Genomic DNA, 19,637 nt, shown 5'->3' on the forward strand with positions numbered 1-19,637 from the left:
GCAGTGGAGTGCGACGTCGATCAGGTCCATATCGTGGGGACGATCGCCCATGGCGGCGTGCGCCGCGCGGGGTGTCGCTCGCGGCATGACGAGAGGCGGCGCTTAGGCTCGTAGCGCCATGATTCGGTTCGAGAACGTCACGAAACGCTACCGCGGAACGTCGAAGCCCGCGCTGTCCGGTGTCGACTTCGAAGTGCAGCGCGGGGAGTTCGTCTTCCTCGTCGGCGCTTCGGGTTCCGGCAAGTCCTCCTGTCTGCGGTTGATCCTGCGCGAGGACGTGCCCACATCGGGCCGCGTCGCCGTGCTCGGGCGCGACCTGCGCTCCCTCGCCAACGGGAAGGTGCCGTACTTCCGTCGCCACATCGGCTCGGTGTTCCAGGACTTCCGGCTCCTGCCGTCGAAGACGGTGTACCAGAACGTGGCCTTCACGCTCCAGGTGACCGGATCGTCCCGCGGGTTCATCCAGCAGGCGGTCCCCGAGGCACTCGCCCTCGTGGGGCTCGACGGCAAACAGAAGCGGATGCCGCACGAGCTGTCCGGCGGTGAGCAGCAGCGTGTCGCCATCGCCCGCGCCCTGGTCAACCGTCCGCAGGTGCTGCTCGCCGACGAACCGACCGGAAACCTCGACCCCGGGACCTCGGTCGACATCATGCAGCTGCTCGCCCGCATCAACGCCGGAGGCACCACTGTGCTGATGGCGACGCACGAGGCCGGCTTCGTCGACGCCATGCAGCGTCGCGTGATCGAGCTCAGCGACGGCGAGATGGTGCGCGACGAGGTGCACGGCGGTTATGGCGACACATCGAACATCCCGCGGCTCGTGCCGGAGGAGGTGCGCGGCGCCGCGGCGGCCGCGGCGCTGACGGCCGTGCAGGAGGTTCAGCGCCAGACCGCCGACCTCTCCGTGGTGCGAGCCGCTCTCGCCGAGGAGCTCGACGCGCAGCGCAAGGCCGCGGCATCCGCTCCCGCCCCCGTCGCGCAGACGGCGCCCGCCTTCACCCGGCCGACGGAGCCCGGAGCGCAGAAGGCGGATGCCGCTGCCCCCAGTGCACCGAGCGAGGCTCGGCGCGAACCCGTCGAGGAGCAGGCGCCGGCCGCTGTCGGTCCGCGCACGCACCCGATCGTCCTCCCGCAGGTCGATGTCGCGGAGCTCGGCGTCGCCGATCGCCTCGGCCTGTCCGACGACGATGCCGAGGAAGTGGGCCCGACCTCATGAGAATCGGACTGATCCTCACCGAGGCCCTGGGTGGCCTTCGACGCAACATCTCGATGGTGATCTCCGTCGTGCTCGTCACGTTCGTGTCGCTGACCTTCGTCGGCGCGGCGATCCTGATGCAGTCGCAGATCGGCGTCATGCGCGGCTACTGGGCCGAGCGCGCCCAGGTCGCGGTGTACATGTGCTCGGCGGTCTCCGAGGCGGAGACATGCATCGACGGGACGGCGAGCGAGGAGCAGGTCGAGGCCGTCCGCGCGCAGCTGGAAGGCGAGGCTCTCGCTCCGCTGATCAGCTCGATGACCTTCGACACGAGGGAAGAGACGTACCAGAAGCTCGTCGACCAGCTCGGCGCGGATCAGGCGAGCGTGCTGACGCCCGACCAGGCGTTCGAGGTGTTCTTCGTGACGATGAAGGATCCGGGTCAGTCGCAGGTGCTCGCCGAGGCCTTCAGCGGACAGGCCGGTGTCGAGCAGGTGCAGGACCAGCTCCAGTACCTCGAACCGCTCTTCTCCGCGTTGACCGTCGCGACCTACATCGCGGTCGGCATCGCCGTGCTGATGCTCATCGCGGCGACGCTGCTGATCGGCACGACCATCCGATTGTCGGCGTACGCACGGCGGAAGGAGATCGGCATCATGCGCCTCGTCGGCGCCTCGAACCGATTCATCCAGACGCCGTTCGTGCTGGAGGGCGTGTTCGCCGCGTTCCTCGGCTCCGCCCTGGCCAGCGCGGCCGTGGTCGCAGGTGTGCACTTCGGCGTGAACGGCTATCTGCGCGGGCGCGTGCCCTTCATCACGACGTGGATCACGATGGGGGACGCCGCTCTGGTGGTGCCCGTCCTCATCGGCATCGGCGTGATCCTGGCCGCCCTCTCGGCCGGCTTCGCGATCCGTCGCTGGCTGCGCACCTGATCCGGCCTCGCACCTGATGTAGGCTGGTGGGCTGGCCACAACAGAGAGCAGGAGCACCATGCCCAGGGAACGCGGGGAGAAGGTCGTCGCGACCAATCGTCGCGCACGTCACGACTACAACATCGAGAAGTCGTACGAGGCGGGAATGGTGCTCACCGGCACCGAGGTCAAGTCGCTGCGCCAGGGGCGCGCCAACCTTAGCGACGGCTATGCGTTCGTCAAGGGCAACGAAGTGTTCCTCGACTCCGTGCACATCCCGGAGTACTCGCAGGGGCACTGGACCAACCACTCCGCGAAGCGCATCCGCAAGCTTCTGCTGCACCGAGCGGAGATCGAGAAGATCGCGCACGCCGTCTCGGCCGGCGGCTACACGCTGATCCCGCTGAAGCTGTACTTCTCCGACGGCAGGGCCAAGGTCGAGATCGCCCTCGCGAAGGGCAAGCGCGAGTACGACAAGCGACAGACCCTCCGCGAGCGCCAGGACACCCGCGAGGCCGACCGCGCCATGCGTCTGCGCAACCGCGTCGGCGAGTAGTCGCCGTCTCAGAGCGGCAGATCGAGGACGCGGCTTGCGGTGTCCGTCCATGCTGCGACGAAAGCGGAGCGCGTGAGGTCCCCCGGAGTCTTCTTGAGAAGAGCCTGGAGGATCGGCCATTGAGTCAAAGCGCTCATCAGAACCGCCGCGACGGCGTCGGGATCTGACACGCTGATCGTTCCTTCCGTCACCTGCCTCCTGATCCAGTGGGCCAACTCCGTGTAGACGTCGGCCATGACGCCCTTCCAGAGTCGTTCGGCGAGTTCCGGGTGCTGATCGAGGTCCCGGAGCAGGACTCGAAGCATCGTTTCGTCCGCCGTCATCGAGTCGATCACGCTGGATGCGATGACGTGCAACGCCTCTCGGGGATCGGCCGGCAGATCGTCGACTGTCGAGCGGCTGTTCTGGTTCAGGGTCTCGAGGTAGGTGTCCACCCCGGCTTCGAGGACAGCCGCCTTGCTGGCGAAGTGCTTGTAGAGGGCGCCGGATCCACCCGTCAGTCCTGCGGATACCTGGATGTCCGCGACCGAGGTTCCGTCATAGCCTCGCTCGGCGAAGAGCTTCATAGCGGCGGCGACTAGCGCATCTCGTCTGGCTCCCATAATGTGAGAGAGTAATCACTCTCTTCGTATCGTGCAAGAAAGGGCCGTCATGCAGAGGAGCGCGCTCATCCTCACACTGGCTGTGCTCGGTGCGGTGGCGGTCGCCTCGGGCCTGTACGCGATCATCTTCGGCCCGACTTCCGTGCCGGGCGGGTCGCCGACGTCCTCGAGCGTCGACAGCGAGTACCGGTTCGTCAACGTGTTCTGGCTCGCAGCCGGCGTCGCTGTGTGGTGGTCGCTCTTCCGCCTGCGTGAACGAGCGACGGTGCTGCGCACCATGCTCGTGCTGGCTTTCATCGGTGGCCTTGCCAGGGTCCTCTCCGCCGTGGTCACCGGATGGCCTCACCCGGTGTTCATCGCGAGCACCGTCCTGGAGCTGGTCGTCGTTCCCCTGGTGCTCTGGTGGCACGTCCGCTTCGTCGGTCTCAGAGGCTCGGAGTGAAGCCGAACACCCGCCCCAGGAAGGCCAGTTCGCGTTCCAGGGCGTTCACGATCGTCGTCCCGCTGCGGAAGCCGTGACCCTCGCCGGGGTAGACGACGTACTCGTGCTCGACGCCGTTCGCCGCCAGAGCATCGCGGATGGCCTCCGACTGCGACGGCGGCACGACCCGGTCCTCGGCTCCCTGCATCAACAGCACGGGCACATCTATCCGTTCCGCATGCGTCAGCGGTGAACGCTCGATGTAGAAGGCCTCGGCCTCCGGGAGCGGTCCGACGAGCCCGGTGATGTAGTGCTCCTCGAAGCCGTGCGAGTGCTCCGCCAGCATCCGGAGGTCGGCGACGCCGTAGCGGCTGATCCCCGCGGCGAAGGTGCCGCCGCGCACCAGCGCCGAGAGCACGGTCCAGCCCCCTGCCGAGCTTCCGCGGATCGCGATGCGCGAGGCATCGGCGAGACCCGCGTCAGCGAGGCCGCGCGCGGCGGCGATCACGTCGTCGACGTCGACGATTCCCCATTGCCCGTGCAGGCGGTCGCGGTAGGCGCGACCGTACCCGGTGGAGCCGCCGTAGTTGACATCGAGCACGCCGATGCCCCGGCTCGTGTAGAACGCGATGGCGGCGGATGCCGCGCCGGTGACGTGTGCGGTGGGGCCGCCGTGGACGAAGACCACGTACGGAGGCAGCTCGCCTTCCGGCGCTGCGGCCTCGGGGTTGGCCGGAGCATAGGCGAACGCATGCACCGAGCCGTGGCCTCCCTCCACGAGGATCGCGGTGGCGGGCGGCATCCAGGCGGTGTCGACCGGTTCGCCGCCTGCGACCGTGATCGTCTCGCCGGAATCGAGGTCGACGCACCAGACACCGGGTGCGCTCGTCGAGCTGCCGCCGGAGAGCAGCACGCGAGAGCCGGACACGTCGTCGACGCTCACGTGGCCGTCGCAGGGGACGTCGAGGGTGCGGGTCGAGCCGTTGGCGGCGATCTCGACGACGTCGTCGCGGCCGTTGGTGCGCACCGCGACGATGCGGCCGTCTGCGAGGGGCTGGTACCAGCGGTTGCCCAGCACCCAGAGTCCATACCCCGTGTCGGCGTCGCTCGAGGTGATCGCCTCCGGAGCGCCGTCACGTGTGCCGGGGACCAGCGACAGGCGCTGGAGCTGCCAGCGGCCGGTCGGGTCGTCGGCGTAGAGCAGCTCGGTGTCGCTCACCCATTCGGGCTGGAGGGCGGCGCGCGTGGCGACCCAGGGGCCCGCCTCGCCTTCTGCGCCTTCGTCGTCTGCTTCGTCGATCTCGGAGATGACCAGCGTCGCGCTCTCCCACGGCATCCGCGCGCCGTCCCACGCGACCCAGGCGATGCGCGAGCCGTCGGGCGAGAGCGCGGGATGTGCGACGAAGGCATCGCCCTGCGTGAAAGCACGGATCACGGCGTCATCCGCTGCCGCTGAACCGTCGGTCGGGATCTCCACGATCCCTCGGATCTGCGCTTCTCCGCGGAGGTCCTCCCGCACGGCGAGGAGCCGCCCCTGTTGTAGACGGAGTCCGCCGTGCGAAGGACCTGCGGGGGTGAGCGGGACAGGACCTGCATCGGGCGAGAGCCGGTACACGCGCTGGTCTCCCGCGTCGACGAAGTACAGCGTGCCGTCGGCATCCGCGGTCCAGGCGCCGCCGCCGTACTCGTGCACGCGCGACCGCGCGCTCCACGGCGCGGGGAGGATCACCGCGCCGCTCGAGCTGCGGACCGTCACGCGCCCTCCCTCGGACGAAACCGACTCGCCCCACCAGATCTCCGAGCCGACGAATCGCGCCCCATCGATCCGAGGGGCGGAGGCCGCGACCGAGGCGGCGGAGAAGGGCGATGGCCAGGAACCGTACGGGGACGACATGGTTCGAGCCTAGGCGGCCGTCGAAGCACGGCCTCCCGAAACCGGGAGGACGGCTCTCATGCCGGCGGACGGCGGATGCCGAAGGGGCGCGGTCAGACCGCGCGGAGCACCGCCACGACCTTGCCGAGCACCGTGGCCTCGTCGCCGAGGATGGGCTCGAAGGCGGAGTTGCGCGGGAGCAGCCAGGTGTGGCCGTCGCGGCGGCGGAATGTCTTCACGGTGGCCTCGTCGTCGAGCATCGCTGCGACGATCTCGCCGTTCTCCGCGCTGTTCTGCGAACGGATGACGACCCAGTCGCCATCGCAGATCGCCGCATCGATCATCGACTCCCCGGACACCTTGAGCATGAACAGATCGCCCTTGCCGACCAACTGGCGGGGGAGCGGGAAGATCTCCTCGACCTGCTGCTCCGCCGTGATGGGCACGCCGGCCGCGATCCGGCCGACGAGGGGGACGAGTGCGGCATCGCCGACCGGTGTGGCCACGTCTGCCGGGTTCTCGCCGCTCGTACCGGGAAGGTCGATCAGCACCTCCATCGCGCGGGTCTTGCCCGGATCGCGGCGCAGGTAGCCGCTCAGCTCGAGCTGGCCGAGCTGGTGGGTCACGCTCGAGAGCGACTTGAGTCCGACCGCATCGCCGATCTCGCGCATGCTCGGCGGGTAGCCGTGGTGGGCGATGGAGGTCTGGATGACCTCGAGGATCGCCATCTGCTTCGGGCTGAGGCTCTTCCGACGGCGCGTCCGAGGGGCCTCCTGCTCCGGGGCTGAGTTCTCGCTCATGGTGCTCCTTCAGTACGCGATCCGACGTTCCTCTTCGAATGTCGGAGGCCCGTGGTGGGGTGTTCTTATCGAAACCGTATCCGAGAATCGGCCTGATCTGGAAGATCTGTTCGAGCGTGTCGGAAGATTCGGGGGTCCGATTTCGAAGAACAGTTGACAGATGTTCGAACTCGAAGATATCTTCGGAACGTAGCTTCGCATTCACGGCTCCCGGCCGAGACGCGAATGCGAACGCTACGCCAACTTCACCGCCGGCCTCGCCGACGGGGACAGGGTAAGGAGCCCGACATGAGCAGCATCAGCATCAGCACCGCAGCGGTCATCCCGGCACGCCCGGCGACCCGGTCGCGACTGCGACTGACGGCTCGTGGTCGTGGTGTGCTGCTCGCCCTCTCCGCGGTTCCGCTCGCGGTCGGCATCGCCTTCGCGGCGATCAGCGGAGGCAGCGCCATCGCCGCGGGCGACGACACTGCCAGCAGCTTCAGCAGCGCGGACTTCCAGACCGTGACGGTTCTCCCCGGTGACACGCTCTGGTCGATCGCCAACACGGTCGCCCCCACCGCCGACCCGCGCGACGTGATCGGCGAGATCAGCCGTCTCAACATGCTGCGCGGCGGGGCCCTGCAGATCGGCCAGGAGCTCGCGATCCCTGCGCAGTACTCGAACTGATCCTTCGACGGGCTCAGTCCTTCGGCGGGCTCAGGAACCCATCCTTCGGCAGGCTCAGGAACCCATCCTTCGGCAGGCTCAGGAACCCAAGGGGAGGGGTGCGTCACGCGGAGGGCGCGCGGCCTAGCATGGAAGGGTGACTTCCTCACTCGATGCCCTCCCGCTCCGTGACGATCTTCGCGGGCTCACCCCGTACGGTGCGCCGCAGGCGCCGCTGCCCATCGCGCTGAATGTCAACGAGAACACGCATCCCGTGCCCGATGCGGTCGCGAGCGACATCCTCGACGACATCGCCGTCGCGCTGCGCGATGTGAACCGGTACCCGGATCGTGAGTTCACGACACTGCGCGAGGGATTCGCCGAGTATCTCGGTCACGGCCTCACATCGGATCAGATCTGGGCGGGCAACGGCTCGAACGAGGTCCTCCAGCACATCCTGCAGGCCTTCGGCGGCCCTGGGCGCACGGCGTTCGGCTTCGCGCCGACATACTCCATGTACCCGCTCATCTCGCAGGGAACGGGGGCGCGCTGGGTCGCGGGCACCCGTCAGCCCGACTACACGATCACGCCCGACGAAGCGGCGGAGCAGGTCCGTGCGGTCGATCCCGACGTGATCCTGCTCTGCTCGCCGAACAACCCGACGGGCACCCCGCTCGGACTCGACGTCGTCGAAGCGGTGTACGAAGAGGCGCGCGGCATCGTGGTCGTGGACGAGGCGTATCAGGAGTTCGCGCCGCGCGACGCGGCATCCGCTCTGACACTCCTCGAAGGACGCCCGCGTCTGGCCGTCTCCCGCACCATGAGCAAGGCGTTCGCCTTCGCCGGCGCGCGTGTGGGCTACCTCGCAGCGGACCCCGCCTTCATCGACGCGCTGCGCCTGGTGCGGCTGCCGTACCACCTCAGCGCCCTCACCCAGGCGGCGGCGGTCGCCGCGCTGCGCAACTCCGACGTCATGCTCGGCATGGTCGAGGAGATCGTCGAGCAGCGCGACCGCATCTCGGCGACGCTCGAGGCGCTGGGATACACGCCCCACGAATCCTGGTCGAACTTCGTCCTCTTCGGCGGCGTCGCCGACCCGCGCGCGACGTGGCAGCAGCTGTACGAACGCGGCGTGCTCATCCGCGACGTCGGCATCCCGGGTCACCTCCGCGTGACGGCGGGCACCGAGGCCGAGACCACCGCATTCCTCGATGCCCTGGCCTCGATAGGATCAGCATCATGAGCACTCTCGCCCAGAACCCGCGCACCGCGAGCCGTGTGCGCAGCACGTCGGAGTCCACCGTCGAGCTCGAGCTGAACCTCGACGGCACCGGAGCCTCGCGCATCGACACCTCCGTGCCGTTCTTCGACCACATGCTCACCGCCTTCGCGAAGCACTCGCTGACCGATCTCACCGTCCGCGCATCGGGCGACACGAACATCGACGCGCACCACACCGTCGAAGACGTCTCGATCGTGCTCGGTCAGGCGATCCTGCAGGCGCTCGGCGACAAGTCGGGCATCTCGCGCTACGGCGACGCACTCGTGCCGCTCGACGAAGCTCTCGCGCAGGCCGTCGTCGACATCTCCGGACGCCCGTACCTCGTGCACGAGGGGGAGCCGGCAGGGTTCGAGCACCACCTCATCGGAGGACACTTCACGGGTTCGCTCGTGCGGCACGTGTTCGAGGCCATCGCCTTCAACGCGGCGCTGACGGTGCACGTGCGCGTGCTCGGTGGTCGCGATCCGCACCACATCGCCGAGGCGGAGTTCAAGGCCTTCGCCCGTGCGTTCCGCCAGGCCAAGGCCCTCGACCCGCTGGTCGACGGCGTGCCGTCCACCAAGGGCGCGCTGTGAGCCGAGCGCCCAGGGTCGCCGTCTTCGACTACGAGTCGGGCAACGTCCACTCGGCGGTCAAAGCGCTCGTCGCGGCCGGTGCAGACGCCATCCTCACGCGCGACCGCACGGAGGCACTCGAGGCCGACGGTCTGCTCGTGCCCGGCGTCGGCGCGTTCCAGGCCGTGCGCGACGCGCTGCATGCGCACGGCGGAGACGAGATCATCGACCGTCGCCTCGCCGGCGGTCGCCCGGTGCTCGGCATCTGCGTCGGCATGCAGGTGCTGTTCGCGCACGGAGTCGAGCGGGGTCACGACACCGAGGGCCTCGGGGAGTGGCCGGGCGCCGTCACCGAGCTCAACGCGCCCGTGCTGCCGCACATGGGCTGGAACACGGTCGAGCCCGGCGCCGACAGCGTCCTGTTCCGCGGGATCGAGCAGGAGCGCTTCTACTTCGTGCACTCGTACGCCGCCCAGTCCTGGGAACTCGACGTCATCCCGCCGTTCCCGCAGCCCGTGCTCACGTGGTCGACGTACGGCGATCCCTTCCTCGCCGCCGTGGAGAACGGGCCCCTGTCGGCCACGCAGTTCCACCCCGAGAAGTCGGGCGAGCCCGGAATCCAGCTGCTGCGGAACTGGGTCGAGAGCCTCTGACGCCTACGGCTCAGAACCCTCGGGCGACCGACGCTCCGGCGGCCAGCCAGGCGCGCTGCGTGCGCTTCGCGAGCGCGCCGTAACGCAGGTGCCCGTCGACCATCTCGTGATCGAACGGGATGCTGACGACATCGCGGGCCAGCGACTGGTAGCCGCTCACGACGTGCTCGACCTCGGTCGGGGTCGCCTTGGGGTCGGCTTGGGAGACCACGACGACCGAGTTCCTCGCGAGCCGTGCGGAGCGCTCGTCGCGATCCTCGAGAGCCTCGAGGAGCAGTGCGCCGGCCTCGGCGTGATCGGCGCGCGTCGTCGTCGCGACCACCAGCTGGTCGGCATGATCGATCATGCGCAGCCACATGGGGTCGGATTCGTCGTTGCCCGAGTCGATGATGATGAGCCGGTAGAACTTCGCGGCGACCGCGTGGATAGCGTCCACGTCGGCGGGGCTCAGACGGTTCTCATGCGCGAGCCGGATCGGCTTCGAGCGCAGCACGTCGTACTTCTCCCGCGGCTGGTGGTGCATGAAGTGCGCGAGGTCGGCGGACTGGGCGCCGGTTCCGAGCAGCCGCCCGACGTCGGGGAGCAGCTCGAGCAGTGTGCGGTCGTGTGGTCCCGTGTCGGTCCGCCAGCCGAGAGTGCCCCGGGTCTGATTGTTGTCCCAGGCCAGCACGCCCGCGCCGCCGTACCGTGCGAACACGGCGGAGAGCAGGATCGTCGTCGGGGTCTTGCCGGCGCCGCCCTTGCCGTTCACGACGGCGATCGTGCGGGGGCCCGGCCAGTGCTGGCTCACGGCGAGCTCGTCGTCGCGTGCCGACTGCTCCTGGGCGGAGGGGCGCACGCGGAAGCCGATCCGGTTCAGGACACCGCGCGCTCCATCGCGTGCCGGCTCCTCCGGACGCTCCGTCTGCAGGAAGGAGTTCCGCTCGCGCAGCTCGCGACGGGATGCCGGCTCGACGGCGGCAGGCGCACCAGGCGTCGGAGCGAAGACAGGGTGCGGGGTGGCCGGGGGCACGGCGAAGGCGGGCGGCGGACCGGCGGGTGCGGGTGAGACAGGCGTGGAGGAGACGGGCGACGATGAGACGACCGGAGGCGCGGCAAGTGCCGACGGGGCGACCGCAGGTGATGACGGCGGAGGCGGCGCGGATGCCGGGACCGCCGGCTGCTCGGGCGCGGATGCCGCTCGCGACGGACTCGCAGGAGTGGGCGCGGCCGCGGCCGGCCTCGGCACGGTGTCCTCGGGGAACTGGTCGTCGCGGTCCTCCGCCATCCGCACTTCGCGGGCCTCGGCTCGCGTGCGCCGATAAGGCGGCTGCGGCGCGGACGCGGTCGTCGGCAGCGGCGGCACCGGGGGGACATCCGCGGGGAAGAGCGGGACCGACTCGACGAGCGGCGGCTGGTCCCCGTGCGCGGGCGGGGCCGCGGAGGGTGTGGCGTCTTCGTGCGGTCCGGACATGATCCCTCAGCCTAGCTCCTGCATTTCGCGTGCATTTCTCGCGCATTTGGAGGCCGCCCACGGGAGCGGTACCCTCAGTTCTCGTGCGTCCGAGACGGGTGTGCCGGACCACGGATCTGATATTCCGAGCTTAGGAACCCATGAACGACTTCGCGCAGTCCCCCTCGCTCACGCTCCTCCCCGCGGTCGATGTCGCCGGCGGCAAGGCCGTTCGTCTGACTCAGGGCGAGGCCGGCACGGAGACGAGCTACGGCGACCCTCTGGACGCGGCAGGGGAGTGGGTGTCGCAGGGCGCGCAGTGGATCCACCTCGTCGATCTCGACGCGGCCTTCGGCCGTGGCAGCAACGCGCCGATCCTCCGCAAGGTCATCAAGCAGTTCAAGCAGGTCAACGTCGAGCTGTCCGGCGGCATCCGCGACGACGCGAGCCTGGAGGCGGCCCTGGAGAGCGGTGCGACCCGCATCAACCTCGGCACCGCCGCGCTGGAGAACCCGGAGTGGGCCGCCGACGTGATCGGCCGCTACGGCGAGGCGATCGCGGTCGGCCTGGACGTGCGTGGCACGACGCTCGCCGCCCGCGGCTGGACGAAGGAGGGCGGTGACCTCTGGGAGGTGCTCGACCGCCTCGAGGATGCCGGATGCAGCCGCTACGTCGTCACCGATGTGACCAAGGACGGCACGCTGCGCGGCCCGAACCTGGAGCTGCTGCGCGAGGTCGCCTCGCGCACTCCCAAGCCCGTCGTCGCCTCGGGCGGCATCTCGAACCTCGATGACATCGCCGCGCTCCGCGAGCTCGTGCCGCTCGGCATCGAAGGCGCGATCGTCGGCAAGGCGCTGTATGCCGGGGCGTTCACGCTGGCTGAGGCGCTGGATGTCGCAGGGGACTGACGACGCCTGCGGGCACGGCGACGGCGCCGCCCACGCGGGAAACCGTGCGGACTCCGCCGGCGTGCCCTGGGAGGGGCGCAGCTTCGAGTCGAATCCGCACACAGACGACGACGGCTCCGCGGATCCGGCGCTGCTCGATGCGCTGCTGCGCTTCCGCTCCGGCGACGGATCTCAGGCCGAGGTCGTCGACGCCTTCCGTTCCGCGCGTGTCCTGATCCCCTTGGTCGCCGAGAAGGGCGACGAGGGCGTCGGCCCCACCGGCCTCACGGTCGACAAGACCCAAGAGCTCTCGATCGTCACGGTCGCAGCTCCCGACGGTCGCCGGGTGCAGCCGGTCTTCTCCTCGGTCGAGTCGATGCAGCGCTGGGATGCCGCGGCGCGTCCGATCCCCGTGGAGGCCACGAGAGCCGCTCTCGCGGCATCCGCGGATGACACCGACCTCATCGTGCTCGATCCGACATCCGACACCGAGTTCGTCATCCGCCGACCCGCGGTGTGGGCGATCGCGCAAGGGCACGCGTGGGAGCCGAGCTTCCTCTCGCCCGAGGTGTTCGGCGCCCTCCAGGCGAGTGTGGCGCACGAACTCGCCGTGATCGACGTCGCGGTCGCCGCCGGTGATCCCGACGCGCGCCTGCGCGGACCGGAACTGATCGTCATCCTCGAGCTCGTCGACGGCATGGAGCGCGACGTGCTCGACGCGGTCCTCGCACGTCTCGCGCAGCGCTGGGCATCCGACGACCGCATCGCCGTGCTCGCCGACTCGCTCACGGTGAAGCTCCGCCGCAGCGTCTGATCAGGTTCGTTAGGGTGGCCGCATGCGCAGAGCGGCGACCACGATCCTGACGGCAGCGCTTCTGCTTCCGGCTCTGACCGGCTGTGTGATGAACGCCTGCCCGGCGATCGGCTACGTCAGCGTCCTGACGGTGGATGCCGGCGCCTACGGTGACGACGTCTGGGTGCAGCTGTGCGTGCCCGGCGGATGTTCCGTCGGCCCCGACGGCCAGGAGACTCCGTCCACCGATCCGACCGTCCCGTTCGTGGGGGAGGAGCCCGGCGAGTTCCTCTTCCTGGCCGTTCCCGACGCCGTCACCGCGCACGTCTTCGCCGCCGACGGCACCCTCCTCGCCGAGAACGAGCATGACATCACCTGGACTCACTCCACCGCCCAGTGCGGCGGCCCCTCGACGACCCCGCCCCTCGTCCTGGAACCTTGACCCCGCGAAGGCGCACGTACTTCCCCGTCGCCCTCAACGAATCCGCGTCAATGCTCCGAGACCTGCGGGCGCAGCGATCCCGCCGGGAGCGAGCATCGGGAGGGGCCCGCGCAGCGGGAGGGAACCCGCTCTGCGAGCGAAGGCGGGATCGCTGCGCCCGCCCCGCAGATTCTGCCTACCCCACCACGAGAACTAGTTGACCGGCCCTGTCCACTTCTCCCCGGGCCCCTTGCCGATCGGGTCGGGGATGGAGGAGGCCTCGCGGAAGGCGAGCTGGAGGGAGCGGAGCCCGTCGCGCAGCGAGCGCGCGTGCATGTCGCTGATCTCGGGGGCGCCGGCGGTGATGAGCCCGGCGAGGGCGTTGATGAGCTTGCGGGCCTCGTCGAGGTCGAGCTGTGCGGCCGCGTCGGGGTCATCGGCGAGGCCGAGCTTCACGGCTGCCGCGCTCATGAGGTGCACGGCCGCGGTGGTGATCACCTCGACGGCCGGGACGTCCGCGATGTCCCGGGTGGCGGATGACGCTGCCTCCTCCTGTCGTGCCCAGCGCTCTTCGCGCTCGCGTGCAGCCTCGTCCGGTGCCTGGTTCGTCACTTCGCCTTGCCTTCTGTTAGACTTTGGCGGGCTCCGGAGCGTCATGCTCCGGTACGAAAGAGGATTCACTTCCCACCCGCGCTTGCCGTTCAAGGCTACCGGGTCCAGCACTCCGCCGGCTCCGATCGTGAGATCGAGCCGGTAGCAGGGTGCGAGCCGGCGTCTGAATGCCGGTGGGTGGGGGACGGTTCCGAATTCGCCTGTGATGCATCCAGCGTCGCGGTGGCCGAATCACATCGTCTAAGGAGCACCTATCAGCGATCCCCGCACCAATGAGCGCATCCGCGTCCCCGAGGTCCGCCTCGTCGGCCCCGCGGGTGAGCAGATCGGCGTCGTCCGCATCGAGGCGGCGCTGCGCCTTGCGCAGGAAGCCGACCTCGACCTCGTCGAGGTCGCGCCCAACTCGAAGCCGCCCGTGGTCAAGATCATGGACTACGGCAAGTTCAAGTACGAGGCCGCGCAGAAGGCGAAGGAAGCTCGTCGCAACCAGGCGAACACGATCCTCAAGGAAGTCCGCTTCCGTCTGAAGATCGAAGCTCACGACTACACGACCAAGCTCAAGCGCGCCGAGGGCTTCCTCAAGGCCGGTGACAAGGTCAAGGCCATGATCCTGTTCCGCGGTCGCGAGCAGTCGCGCCCCGAGCAGGGTGTCCGTCTCCTCCGCAAGTTCGCCGAGGACGTCGCCGAACTCGGCACGGTCGAGTCGAACCCGACGATCGACGGTCGCAACATGGTCATGGTGGTCGCACCGCTGAAGAACAAGTCCGAGGCCAAGGCGGAGCAGAACGCCGTCCGCGACGCGCAGCGCGCCGCGAACAAGCAGGCCTCGCGCGAAGCCAAGAGCGAGTCGGAAGCTCCGGCTGCCGCTCCGGCGGAGTGACATCCGCCCCCAGAACTCCCGCACCGCGGGTTGACACCGTCGCCTGAGAAGGCGCCATACGAAGGAAGAGAAGATGCCGAAGCAGAAGACCCACTCGGGTGCTAAGAAGCGCTTCAAGATCACCGGCAGCGGCAAGCTGAAGAAGCAGCAGGCCGGGATGCGCCACAACCTCGAGCACAAGTCGAGCCGTCGCACCCGTCGTCTGAACCAGGACCAGGTGCTCTCGAAGGCTGACACCAAGGTCGCGAAGAAGCTTCTCGGCCGCTGACGCGCCGAACGCACGAATAGGAACCCAGGAAAATGGCAAGAGTCAAGCGGGCAGTAAACGCCCACAAGAAGCGCCGCGTCATCCTCGAGCGCGCGTCCGGATACCGTGGACAGCGTTCGCGCCTGTACCGGAAGGCCAAGGAGCAGGTCATCCACTCCCTGGTCTACTCGTACCGGGACCGTCGCAAGCGCAAGGGCGACTTCCGTCGTCTCTGGATCCAGCGCATCAACGCTGCGGCACGCCAGAACGGCATCACGTACAACCGCTTCATCCAGGGCCTCGGCCTCGCGGGTGTCACGGTCGACCGTCGCATGCTCGCCGACCTCGCGGTCAACGACGCAGCGACGTTCACGACGCTGGTCGAGACGGCGAAGAAGGCTCTGCCCTCCGACGTCAACGCACCGAAGTCGGCTGCGTAAGCACCTCTTCAGACAGGGCGCTCTCCTTCGGGAGGGCGCCCTTCGCCGTTCTCGGATGCGGTGCCGACGCGGATTCGCGTGATGGCGATGTCGATGACGGATGCCGCGGCGACGGCCGCCGCGTAGACGACGATGTCCCGTGCGTCGAAGCCGGATCCGAGGACGAGTTCGATCGGCGGGAACATCGACGCCGCTTCGCGCGGGAGCGCGGTGAGCTGCAGTAGTTCGACGGCGGTGCACACCGCGAACGCGAACGCCGCGACCAGCGGACGAGGCGCCCGTGGTGCGGCGAGGGCTGTGAGCAGGTAGATGAGCACGGCGTAGAGGGCGTCGCCGGAGATGTCGCCGACCGTTCCGCCGACGCTGCGATGGATGAACAGTCCGAGACCGATCGTCGTCGCGGCGAGGACGGCGAGTGCGATCCGCCGGCGGGCACGGGTCGCCGGGGGATCGTTCGCCATGGACGCACCTTATCCCGATGGTGCGGGAAGCGGCCGTGCGCCTCCTAGACTGTGATCGTGCTGGAGAACCCCCGCTCCCCCCGAGTCCGCGCCGTGGCGAAGCTGACCAAACGCAGTGCTCGCACCGAGACGGGCCTGTTCCTTCTCGAAGGTCCGCAGGCCGTCCGTGAAGCGCTCATCTACCGTCCCGAGGCGATCGTCGAGCTCTTCGCGACCCCGAACGGCTGGGAGAAGCATCCGGACATCCGCGCGAAGGCCGGAGAGGCCGACATCGACGTCGAGTACGTGACGGAATACGTGCTCAACGCCATGGCAGACACGGTCACCCCGCAGGGCCTCGTCGCGGTCGTCCAGCAGACGCCGACGTCGGTGCGCGACATCTTCGCCGCGTCCCCTCGTCTGGTCGCGATCTGCGAGGAGGTGCGGGATCCCGGGAACCTCGGCACGATCATCCGCGCCGCGGATGCCGCGGGTGCGGATGCCGTCGTGCTGACCGGACGCACTGTCGATCCGTACAACCCGAAGGTCGTCCGCGCCACGACCGGATCGCTCTTCCACCTGCCGGTCTCGGTGGCGGGAGACCTCGCCGATGTGGTGAAGCGCGCGCATGACGCGGGTCTGCGCATCCTGGCCGCCGACGTGAAGGGCGACGACCTGCTCGAGGCGCGAGCGCAGGGCCTCCTGGCCGAGCCCACGGGCTGGCTGTTCGGCAACGAGGCCCGTGGTCTGGAAGACGACGCTCTCGCCCTCGCGGACCGGGTCCTCAAGCTGCCCATCTTCGGCCGCGCCGAATCGCTGAACCTCGCGACCGCTGCCAGCGTGTGCCTCTACGAGAGCGCCTTCGCCCAGCGGGCTTCGTCGCCGGGCTGACGCGGTGGGCTGATGCGGGATCGCGGGGAGCAGAGTCGATGCGGATTCTGATCGTGGAGGACGACGAGCGGGTCGCTGCTGCGCTCGAGGCGTTCCTGGCGCGCTCCGGCTACGCCACCGTCCGCGCGTCCGACGGCGCCGCGGCGCTCGACCTGCTCGGCGTCGACACCGAGGTCGTTCTGCTCGACCTCGGTCTGCCGGACGTCGACGGGATCGACCTGTGCCGTCGCATCCGGGGCAGGTCGGATGTGCCGATCGTGATCGTCACGGCCCGCAATCAGGTCACCGAACGCATCAAGGGGCTCCGCGCCGGCGCCGACGACTTCGTCGTGAAGCCGTATGACGTGCACGAGCTCCTGGCGCGGATCGAGGCGGTGACGCGGCGCTCACGACCGATGCGCGCCGAGTCGGAGGCACGGGTGCTGCTCGACGGGGGCGACGTGCAGATCGACCTGGTTGCCCGTCAGGTGCTCGTCGAGGGCGGTCCGATCGATCTCACCCGCAAGGAGTTCGACATCGTGGCCGTGCTCGCGCGGTATCCCGGCGTCGCCGTGCCGAAGGAGCGTCTGATCCGCGAGGTGTGGAACACCGACTGGCGGGGCTTCGGGCATTCGCTGGAGGTCCACGTCGGCGCGATCCGCCGGAAGACCGGGGACCGGCGCCTCATCGAGACGGTGCGCGGAGTCGGCTACCGGCTCGCGGGGTCCTGAGCCATGCGCCGACGCCTGGTCATCGTGTTCCTCGTGCCCCTGGTCGCGATCTTGCTCACGCTCGGCGGTGCCGCCGGGTGGGGTGCCGCGCGCAGCATCCAGCAGGCGTTCTATGCCGAGCAGCTCGGCGACCTCGGCTACTTCGTCACGAGCGCCCGCCAGTCGCTCCGCTCCGGTAGCTCTGCGGTGGTCGACGCCGAGGTCCTGAGGTTCCAGGAGGTCTACGGCATCGACGTGATGGTGTTCGACCTCGCCGGCAGCGTGTGGGCGGGGGAGCACGACGGAGCGGTGCTCTCCGACGCTGACGCGGAGCGCGTGCGGCTGGCGCTGTCGGGTCGACGGGCCGAGCCGCCGGGGACGGTCTTCCCGTGGGTCGTCGCCGACGCGGCGCTCGTCGAGCCCGTGTTCGACGACGGCGATGTCATCGGAGCGGTGCTGGTGTCGGCCGACGTCGCCGCGCCGCGCGCCGCGATCCTGCAGCAGGCCATCGTGCTGTCGGTGATCGCTGTGGCGCTGATCGGACTGGGTGTGCTCCTGGTCTTCCGACTCGCCCGCTGGGTGCTCTCGCCGGTGCGCCGCCTCGACGAGGCGATGGTGGCGATCGAGCGCGGGGAGATGGACACCCGCGTCGCCGAGGACACCGGCCCGCCGGAGCTGCGGCGCATGACGAGGGTGTTCAACGGCATGGCCGATGAGATCGAGCGGGTGATGACGCGGCAGCAGGAGTTCGCGCTGAACGCCTCGCACGAGCTGCGCAATCCGCTGAACGCCCTGCTCCTGCGCGTCGAGCATCTCGCCACCGGTCTCGGCGCCGAGTGGCGGGACGACGTCGAGGAGACCAGGGAGGAGGGGCGCAGGATGGTCCGCATCCTCGAGACCCTGCTCGGTCTCGCTCGAGGAGGGCGCAGCGATTCGACGATCTCCGCGGTCGACCTCGCGACGCTGGCCGCCCGACGGACCGAGGCGTGGCGCGATGTCGCCGGTCAGCGCGGCATCGCGCTGCAGAGGGCCGGACAGAGCTCGGTGATGAGCGTCACCGACCGGACGATCGTGGAGAGCGCGCTGGATGCGGTCATCGACAACGCGGTGAAGTTCTCGCCGTCCGGCTCCACGGTCGAGATCGGCGCGGGACGCGAGGGCGAGATGTGCCGGATCACGGTGCGCGACCAGGGGCCGGGGCTGACCGAGGAGGAGGCGGCATCGGCGGCCGACAGGTTCTGGCGCAGCGACGACAGTCGGAGCGTGCCCGGCTCGGGCCTCGGGCTCGCGATCGCGACCGACTTGCTGGCCTCGGTCGGCGGCGAGCTGGCCGTCACGTCGACCGAGGGGGACGGACTGACCGTCTCCCTTCTGATCCGCGACGGAGCGGCGTCATGATCCCGCGCCGCTACCGTACCGTCGCCGTTCTCGCCGTGCTCGCGCTGCTCGGAGGGTTGACCGGCTGCACGTCGCGGGCAAGCGAATGGACGGGCGAGGAGTACGCGATCGCGGGCGGCGGGTCGACAGGTGTCTACTTCGCCTACGGCGGACACCTCGCCGCGGAGCTTTCGCAGTCCCTGGGCATCCGGATGTCGGTCGACGAGACTGCCGGATCCGTCGACAACCTCCTGCGCGTGAGCGCGGGAGAGGCGCTGATCGGCTTCGCGCAGGGAGATGCGGCAGCCGACGCCGTGGCCGGAGCAGGGGCGTTCCCCGAACCTCTGGACATCGAGGCCGTCGCCCGGCTGTACGACGAGTACCTGCACGTTGTCGTGCGCGGGGACTCCGAGATCGAGGGGATCGCCGATCTGGCCGGGAGGGACGTCTCCCTGGGGGCGGAGAACTCCGGGGTCAACGTCATCGCGGGGAGGGTCCTGGATGCCGCGGGCGTCGCGGCGGCATCCGTCCGCAACCCGCAGCTCGACCTGAGCGGATCGATCGAGGCGATGGAGAACGGAGAGATCGACGGCTTCTTCTGGGTAGGTGGGCTGCCGACCCCCGGAATCGCGGAGCTGTCCGAGCGGATGCCGGTGCGCCTGCTCCCGATCGAGCAGGACTGGGTCATCGAGGTGAACGAGCAGTACTCGCACGCGTACCGCCCGGCGGACGTCCCGGAGGGCATGTACGGCCTCGAGGAGGGGGCGCCCACCATGGCGGTGCCCAACTATCTCGTCACCTCGGCCGCCACTCCGGACGGCATCGTCCGCGACGTGCTGTCCGGTCTCTTCGACGCGCGTCCGCGGATCGCGGAGCAGGTTCCGGCGGCGGCGCTGCTCGATCGGCGTCAGGCGATCTTCACCGGTCCCGTCGCGCTGCATCCCGGGGCCGTCGAGTACTATCGCGACCTGCGCGACTGAGCCGTCGAGCGAGTCTCAAGAAATCCTCAAGAACTCTGACAGCGGATCGGCGC

At 69.3% G+C, this 19,637-nt stretch carries 24 protein-coding genes; 18 read left to right on the forward strand and 6 right to left on the reverse strand.

The annotated features are described in order from the left end of the window. Positions 1-118 precede the first annotated feature (118 nt). Genes ftsE through smpB form a run of 3 tightly spaced genes read left to right on the forward strand, consistent with a single transcriptional unit; the run spans position 119 to position 2,662 of the window. Positions 119-1,216, forward strand: a complete 1,098-nt coding sequence (gene ftsE / locus LBN7_RS16950; RefSeq protein WP_341945082.1) for a cell division ATP-binding protein FtsE — start codon at positions 119-121, stop codon at positions 1,214-1,216. Continuing rightward, a complete protein-coding gene (ftsX, locus tag LBN7_RS16955) occupies positions 1,213-2,127 on the forward strand; it encodes a permease-like cell division protein FtsX (RefSeq protein WP_116636350.1) in 915 nt (304 codons plus the stop codon). The genes ftsE and ftsX overlap by 4 nt, the downstream gene beginning before the upstream one ends. A 58-nt stretch (positions 2,128-2,185) precedes the next feature. After that, entirely contained in the window at positions 2,186-2,662 is a 477-nt protein-coding gene (gene smpB, locus LBN7_RS16960) for an SsrA-binding protein SmpB (protein WP_116636349.1), read from the forward strand. Between the two features lie 8 nt (positions 2,663-2,670). Here the strand turns inward: smpB and LBN7_RS16965 are convergent, their stop codons facing one another. After that, positions 2,671-3,264, reverse strand: coding sequence for a TetR/AcrR family transcriptional regulator (locus tag LBN7_RS16965; protein WP_341945083.1), 594 nt, complete (start codon positions 3,262-3,264; stop codon positions 2,671-2,673). 49 nt (positions 3,265-3,313) lie between these two features. Between LBN7_RS16965 and LBN7_RS16970 the strand changes: the two genes are divergently transcribed. Next, a complete protein-coding gene (locus tag LBN7_RS16970) occupies positions 3,314-3,706 on the forward strand; it encodes a DUF4345 domain-containing protein (protein ID WP_341945084.1) in 393 nt (130 codons plus the stop codon). On the opposite strand, the gene LBN7_RS16975 is transcribed toward LBN7_RS16970, so the two are convergent. Further along, on the reverse strand, positions 3,690-5,579 hold the full coding sequence (locus tag LBN7_RS16975) for a prolyl oligopeptidase family serine peptidase (protein ID WP_407360319.1): 1,890 nt from the start codon (positions 5,577-5,579) through the stop codon (positions 3,690-3,692). The genes LBN7_RS16970 and LBN7_RS16975 overlap by 17 nt on opposite strands. A 92-nt stretch (positions 5,580-5,671) precedes the next feature. Next, positions 5,672-6,358, reverse strand: coding sequence for a transcriptional repressor LexA (gene lexA / locus LBN7_RS16980; protein ID WP_116636347.1), 687 nt, complete (start codon positions 6,356-6,358; stop codon positions 5,672-5,674). Between the two features lie 288 nt (positions 6,359-6,646). Here lexA and LBN7_RS16985 point away from each other — a divergent pair, with 288 nt between their 5' ends. The 4 genes from LBN7_RS16985 (at position 6,647) to hisH (ending at position 9,495) form a co-directional block, all read left to right on the forward strand. Next, positions 6,647-7,027 (forward strand): LysM peptidoglycan-binding domain-containing protein, encoded by a 381-nt coding sequence (locus LBN7_RS16985; RefSeq protein WP_341945086.1) that lies wholly within the window; start codon positions 6,647-6,649, stop codon positions 7,025-7,027. Between the two features lie 136 nt (positions 7,028-7,163). After that, a complete protein-coding gene (locus LBN7_RS16990; protein ID WP_341945087.1) occupies positions 7,164-8,249 on the forward strand; it encodes a histidinol-phosphate transaminase in 1,086 nt (361 codons plus the stop codon). Continuing rightward, the gene (gene hisB / locus LBN7_RS16995) at positions 8,246-8,863 is read left to right on the forward strand and encodes an imidazoleglycerol-phosphate dehydratase HisB (RefSeq protein WP_116636477.1); all 618 of its coding nucleotides are present in this window, start codon (positions 8,246-8,248) and stop codon (positions 8,861-8,863) included. Before LBN7_RS16990 ends, hisB begins: the two co-directional genes overlap by 4 nt. Continuing rightward, positions 8,860-9,495 (forward strand): imidazole glycerol phosphate synthase subunit HisH, encoded by a 636-nt coding sequence (gene hisH, locus LBN7_RS17000; protein WP_407360320.1) that lies wholly within the window; start codon positions 8,860-8,862, stop codon positions 9,493-9,495. Before hisB ends, hisH begins: the two co-directional genes overlap by 4 nt. 10 nt (positions 9,496-9,505) lie before the next feature. Here the strand turns inward: hisH and LBN7_RS17005 are convergent, their stop codons facing one another. Further along, positions 9,506-10,948, reverse strand: a complete 1,443-nt coding sequence (locus tag LBN7_RS17005; RefSeq protein WP_407360321.1) for a MinD/ParA family protein — start codon at positions 10,946-10,948, stop codon at positions 9,506-9,508. Between the two features lie 140 nt (positions 10,949-11,088). Between LBN7_RS17005 and priA the strand changes: the two genes are divergently transcribed. Genes priA through LBN7_RS17020 form a run of 3 tightly spaced genes read left to right on the forward strand, consistent with a single transcriptional unit; the run spans position 11,089 to position 13,049 of the window. Further along, entirely contained in the window at positions 11,089-11,835 is a 747-nt protein-coding gene (gene priA / locus LBN7_RS17010) for a bifunctional 1-(5-phosphoribosyl)-5-((5-phosphoribosylamino)methylideneamino)imidazole-4-carboxamide isomerase/phosphoribosylanthranilate isomerase PriA (RefSeq protein ID WP_407360322.1), read from the forward strand. After that, positions 11,819-12,628, forward strand: a complete 810-nt coding sequence (locus LBN7_RS17015) for an SseB family protein (protein ID WP_407360323.1) — start codon at positions 11,819-11,821, stop codon at positions 12,626-12,628. Before priA ends, LBN7_RS17015 begins: the two co-directional genes overlap by 17 nt. A gap of 22 nt (positions 12,629-12,650) precedes the next feature. Then, a complete protein-coding gene (locus LBN7_RS17020) occupies positions 12,651-13,049 on the forward strand; it encodes a hypothetical protein (RefSeq protein WP_407360324.1) in 399 nt (132 codons plus the stop codon). A 192-nt stretch (positions 13,050-13,241) separates the two neighbouring features. On the opposite strand, the gene LBN7_RS17025 is transcribed toward LBN7_RS17020, so the two are convergent. Then, positions 13,242-13,640 carry a DUF1844 domain-containing protein gene (locus LBN7_RS17025; RefSeq protein ID WP_116636340.1) on the reverse strand — a complete coding sequence of 133 codons (399 nt, stop codon included), beginning with the start codon at positions 13,638-13,640 and terminating at the stop codon, positions 13,242-13,244. A gap of 253 nt (positions 13,641-13,893) precedes the next feature. On the opposite strand from LBN7_RS17025, the gene infC reads away from it, so the two are divergent. From infC to rplT, 3 genes are all read left to right on the forward strand, one after another. Beyond that, positions 13,894-14,520 (forward strand): translation initiation factor IF-3, encoded by a 627-nt coding sequence (gene infC, locus LBN7_RS17030; protein ID WP_116636339.1) that lies wholly within the window; start codon positions 13,894-13,896, stop codon positions 14,518-14,520. Between the two features lie 73 nt (positions 14,521-14,593). Next, positions 14,594-14,788: a 50S ribosomal protein L35 gene (rpmI, locus tag LBN7_RS17035; RefSeq protein WP_017828564.1), complete on the forward strand. Its 195-nt coding sequence runs from the start codon at positions 14,594-14,596 to the stop codon at positions 14,786-14,788. 32 nt (positions 14,789-14,820) lie between these two features. After that, the gene (rplT, locus tag LBN7_RS17040; RefSeq protein WP_045252681.1) at positions 14,821-15,207 is read left to right on the forward strand and encodes a 50S ribosomal protein L20; all 387 of its coding nucleotides are present in this window, start codon (positions 14,821-14,823) and stop codon (positions 15,205-15,207) included. Positions 15,208-15,215: 8 nt separating this feature from the next. Here the strand turns inward: rplT and LBN7_RS17045 are convergent, their stop codons facing one another. After that, the gene (locus tag LBN7_RS17045; RefSeq protein WP_407360325.1) at positions 15,216-15,668 is read right to left on the reverse strand and encodes a DUF2809 domain-containing protein; all 453 of its coding nucleotides are present in this window, start codon (positions 15,666-15,668) and stop codon (positions 15,216-15,218) included. A gap of 57 nt (positions 15,669-15,725) precedes the next feature. On the opposite strand from LBN7_RS17045, the gene LBN7_RS17050 reads away from it, so the two are divergent. The 4 genes from LBN7_RS17050 to LBN7_RS17065 are packed head-to-tail and all read left to right on the forward strand — an operon-like array spanning position 15,726 to position 19,584. Further along, positions 15,726-16,538: a TrmH family RNA methyltransferase gene (locus LBN7_RS17050; RefSeq protein ID WP_407360326.1), complete on the forward strand. Its 813-nt coding sequence runs from the start codon at positions 15,726-15,728 to the stop codon at positions 16,536-16,538. A gap of 38 nt (positions 16,539-16,576) precedes the next feature. Further along, positions 16,577-17,248, forward strand: a complete 672-nt coding sequence (locus LBN7_RS17055) for a response regulator transcription factor (RefSeq protein ID WP_116636336.1) — start codon at positions 16,577-16,579, stop codon at positions 17,246-17,248. A 3-nt stretch (positions 17,249-17,251) separates the two neighbouring features. Continuing rightward, the gene (locus LBN7_RS17060) at positions 17,252-18,625 is read left to right on the forward strand and encodes an ATP-binding protein (RefSeq protein ID WP_407360327.1); all 1,374 of its coding nucleotides are present in this window, start codon (positions 17,252-17,254) and stop codon (positions 18,623-18,625) included. After that, entirely contained in the window at positions 18,622-19,584 is a 963-nt protein-coding gene (locus LBN7_RS17065; RefSeq protein ID WP_407360328.1) for a TAXI family TRAP transporter solute-binding subunit, read from the forward strand. The genes LBN7_RS17060 and LBN7_RS17065 overlap by 4 nt, the downstream gene beginning before the upstream one ends. Positions 19,585-19,637: the final 53 nt, after the last annotated feature.

It is taken from the genome of Microbacterium sp. LBN7 (assembly GCF_045690345.1).
Taxonomy (GTDB): Bacteria; Actinomycetota; Actinomycetes; order Actinomycetales; family Microbacteriaceae; genus Microbacterium.

Coding starts and splice junctions, on each gene's coding strand:
- ftsE (WP_341945082.1), top strand. CDS start 119: ATGATTCGGTTCGAGAACGTCACGAAACGCTACCGCGGAACGTCGAAG.
- ftsX (WP_116636350.1), top strand. CDS start 1,213: ATGAGAATCGGACTGATCCTCACCGAGGCCCTGGGTGGCCTTCGACGC.
- smpB (WP_116636349.1), top strand. CDS start 2,186: ATGCCCAGGGAACGCGGGGAGAAGGTCGTCGCGACCAATCGTCGCGCA.
- LBN7_RS16965 (WP_341945083.1), bottom strand. CDS start 3,264: ATGGGAGCCAGACGAGATGCGCTAGTCGCCGCCGCTATGAAGCTCTTC.
- LBN7_RS16970 (WP_341945084.1), top strand. CDS start 3,314: ATGCAGAGGAGCGCGCTCATCCTCACACTGGCTGTGCTCGGTGCGGTG.
- LBN7_RS16975 (WP_407360319.1), bottom strand. CDS start 5,579: ATGTCGTCCCCGTACGGTTCCTGGCCATCGCCCTTCTCCGCCGCCTCG.
- lexA (WP_116636347.1), bottom strand. CDS start 6,358: ATGAGCGAGAACTCAGCCCCGGAGCAGGAGGCCCCTCGGACGCGCCGT.
- LBN7_RS16985 (WP_341945086.1), top strand. CDS start 6,647: ATGAGCAGCATCAGCATCAGCACCGCAGCGGTCATCCCGGCACGCCCG.
- hisB (WP_116636477.1), top strand. CDS start 8,246: ATGAGCACTCTCGCCCAGAACCCGCGCACCGCGAGCCGTGTGCGCAGC.
- LBN7_RS17005 (WP_407360321.1), bottom strand. CDS start 10,948: ATGTCCGGACCGCACGAAGACGCCACACCCTCCGCGGCCCCGCCCGCG.
- priA (WP_407360322.1), top strand. CDS start 11,089: ATGAACGACTTCGCGCAGTCCCCCTCGCTCACGCTCCTCCCCGCGGTC.
- LBN7_RS17015 (WP_407360323.1), top strand. CDS start 11,819: ATGTCGCAGGGGACTGACGACGCCTGCGGGCACGGCGACGGCGCCGCC.
- LBN7_RS17020 (WP_407360324.1), top strand. CDS start 12,651: ATGCGCAGAGCGGCGACCACGATCCTGACGGCAGCGCTTCTGCTTCCG.
- rpmI (WP_017828564.1), top strand. CDS start 14,594: ATGCCGAAGCAGAAGACCCACTCGGGTGCTAAGAAGCGCTTCAAGATC.
- rplT (WP_045252681.1), top strand. CDS start 14,821: ATGGCAAGAGTCAAGCGGGCAGTAAACGCCCACAAGAAGCGCCGCGTC.
- LBN7_RS17045 (WP_407360325.1), bottom strand. CDS start 15,668: ATGGCGAACGATCCCCCGGCGACCCGTGCCCGCCGGCGGATCGCACTC.
- LBN7_RS17055 (WP_116636336.1), top strand. CDS start 16,577: ATGCGGATTCTGATCGTGGAGGACGACGAGCGGGTCGCTGCTGCGCTC.
- LBN7_RS17060 (WP_407360327.1), top strand. CDS start 17,252: ATGCGCCGACGCCTGGTCATCGTGTTCCTCGTGCCCCTGGTCGCGATC.
- LBN7_RS17065 (WP_407360328.1), top strand. CDS start 18,622: ATGATCCCGCGCCGCTACCGTACCGTCGCCGTTCTCGCCGTGCTCGCG.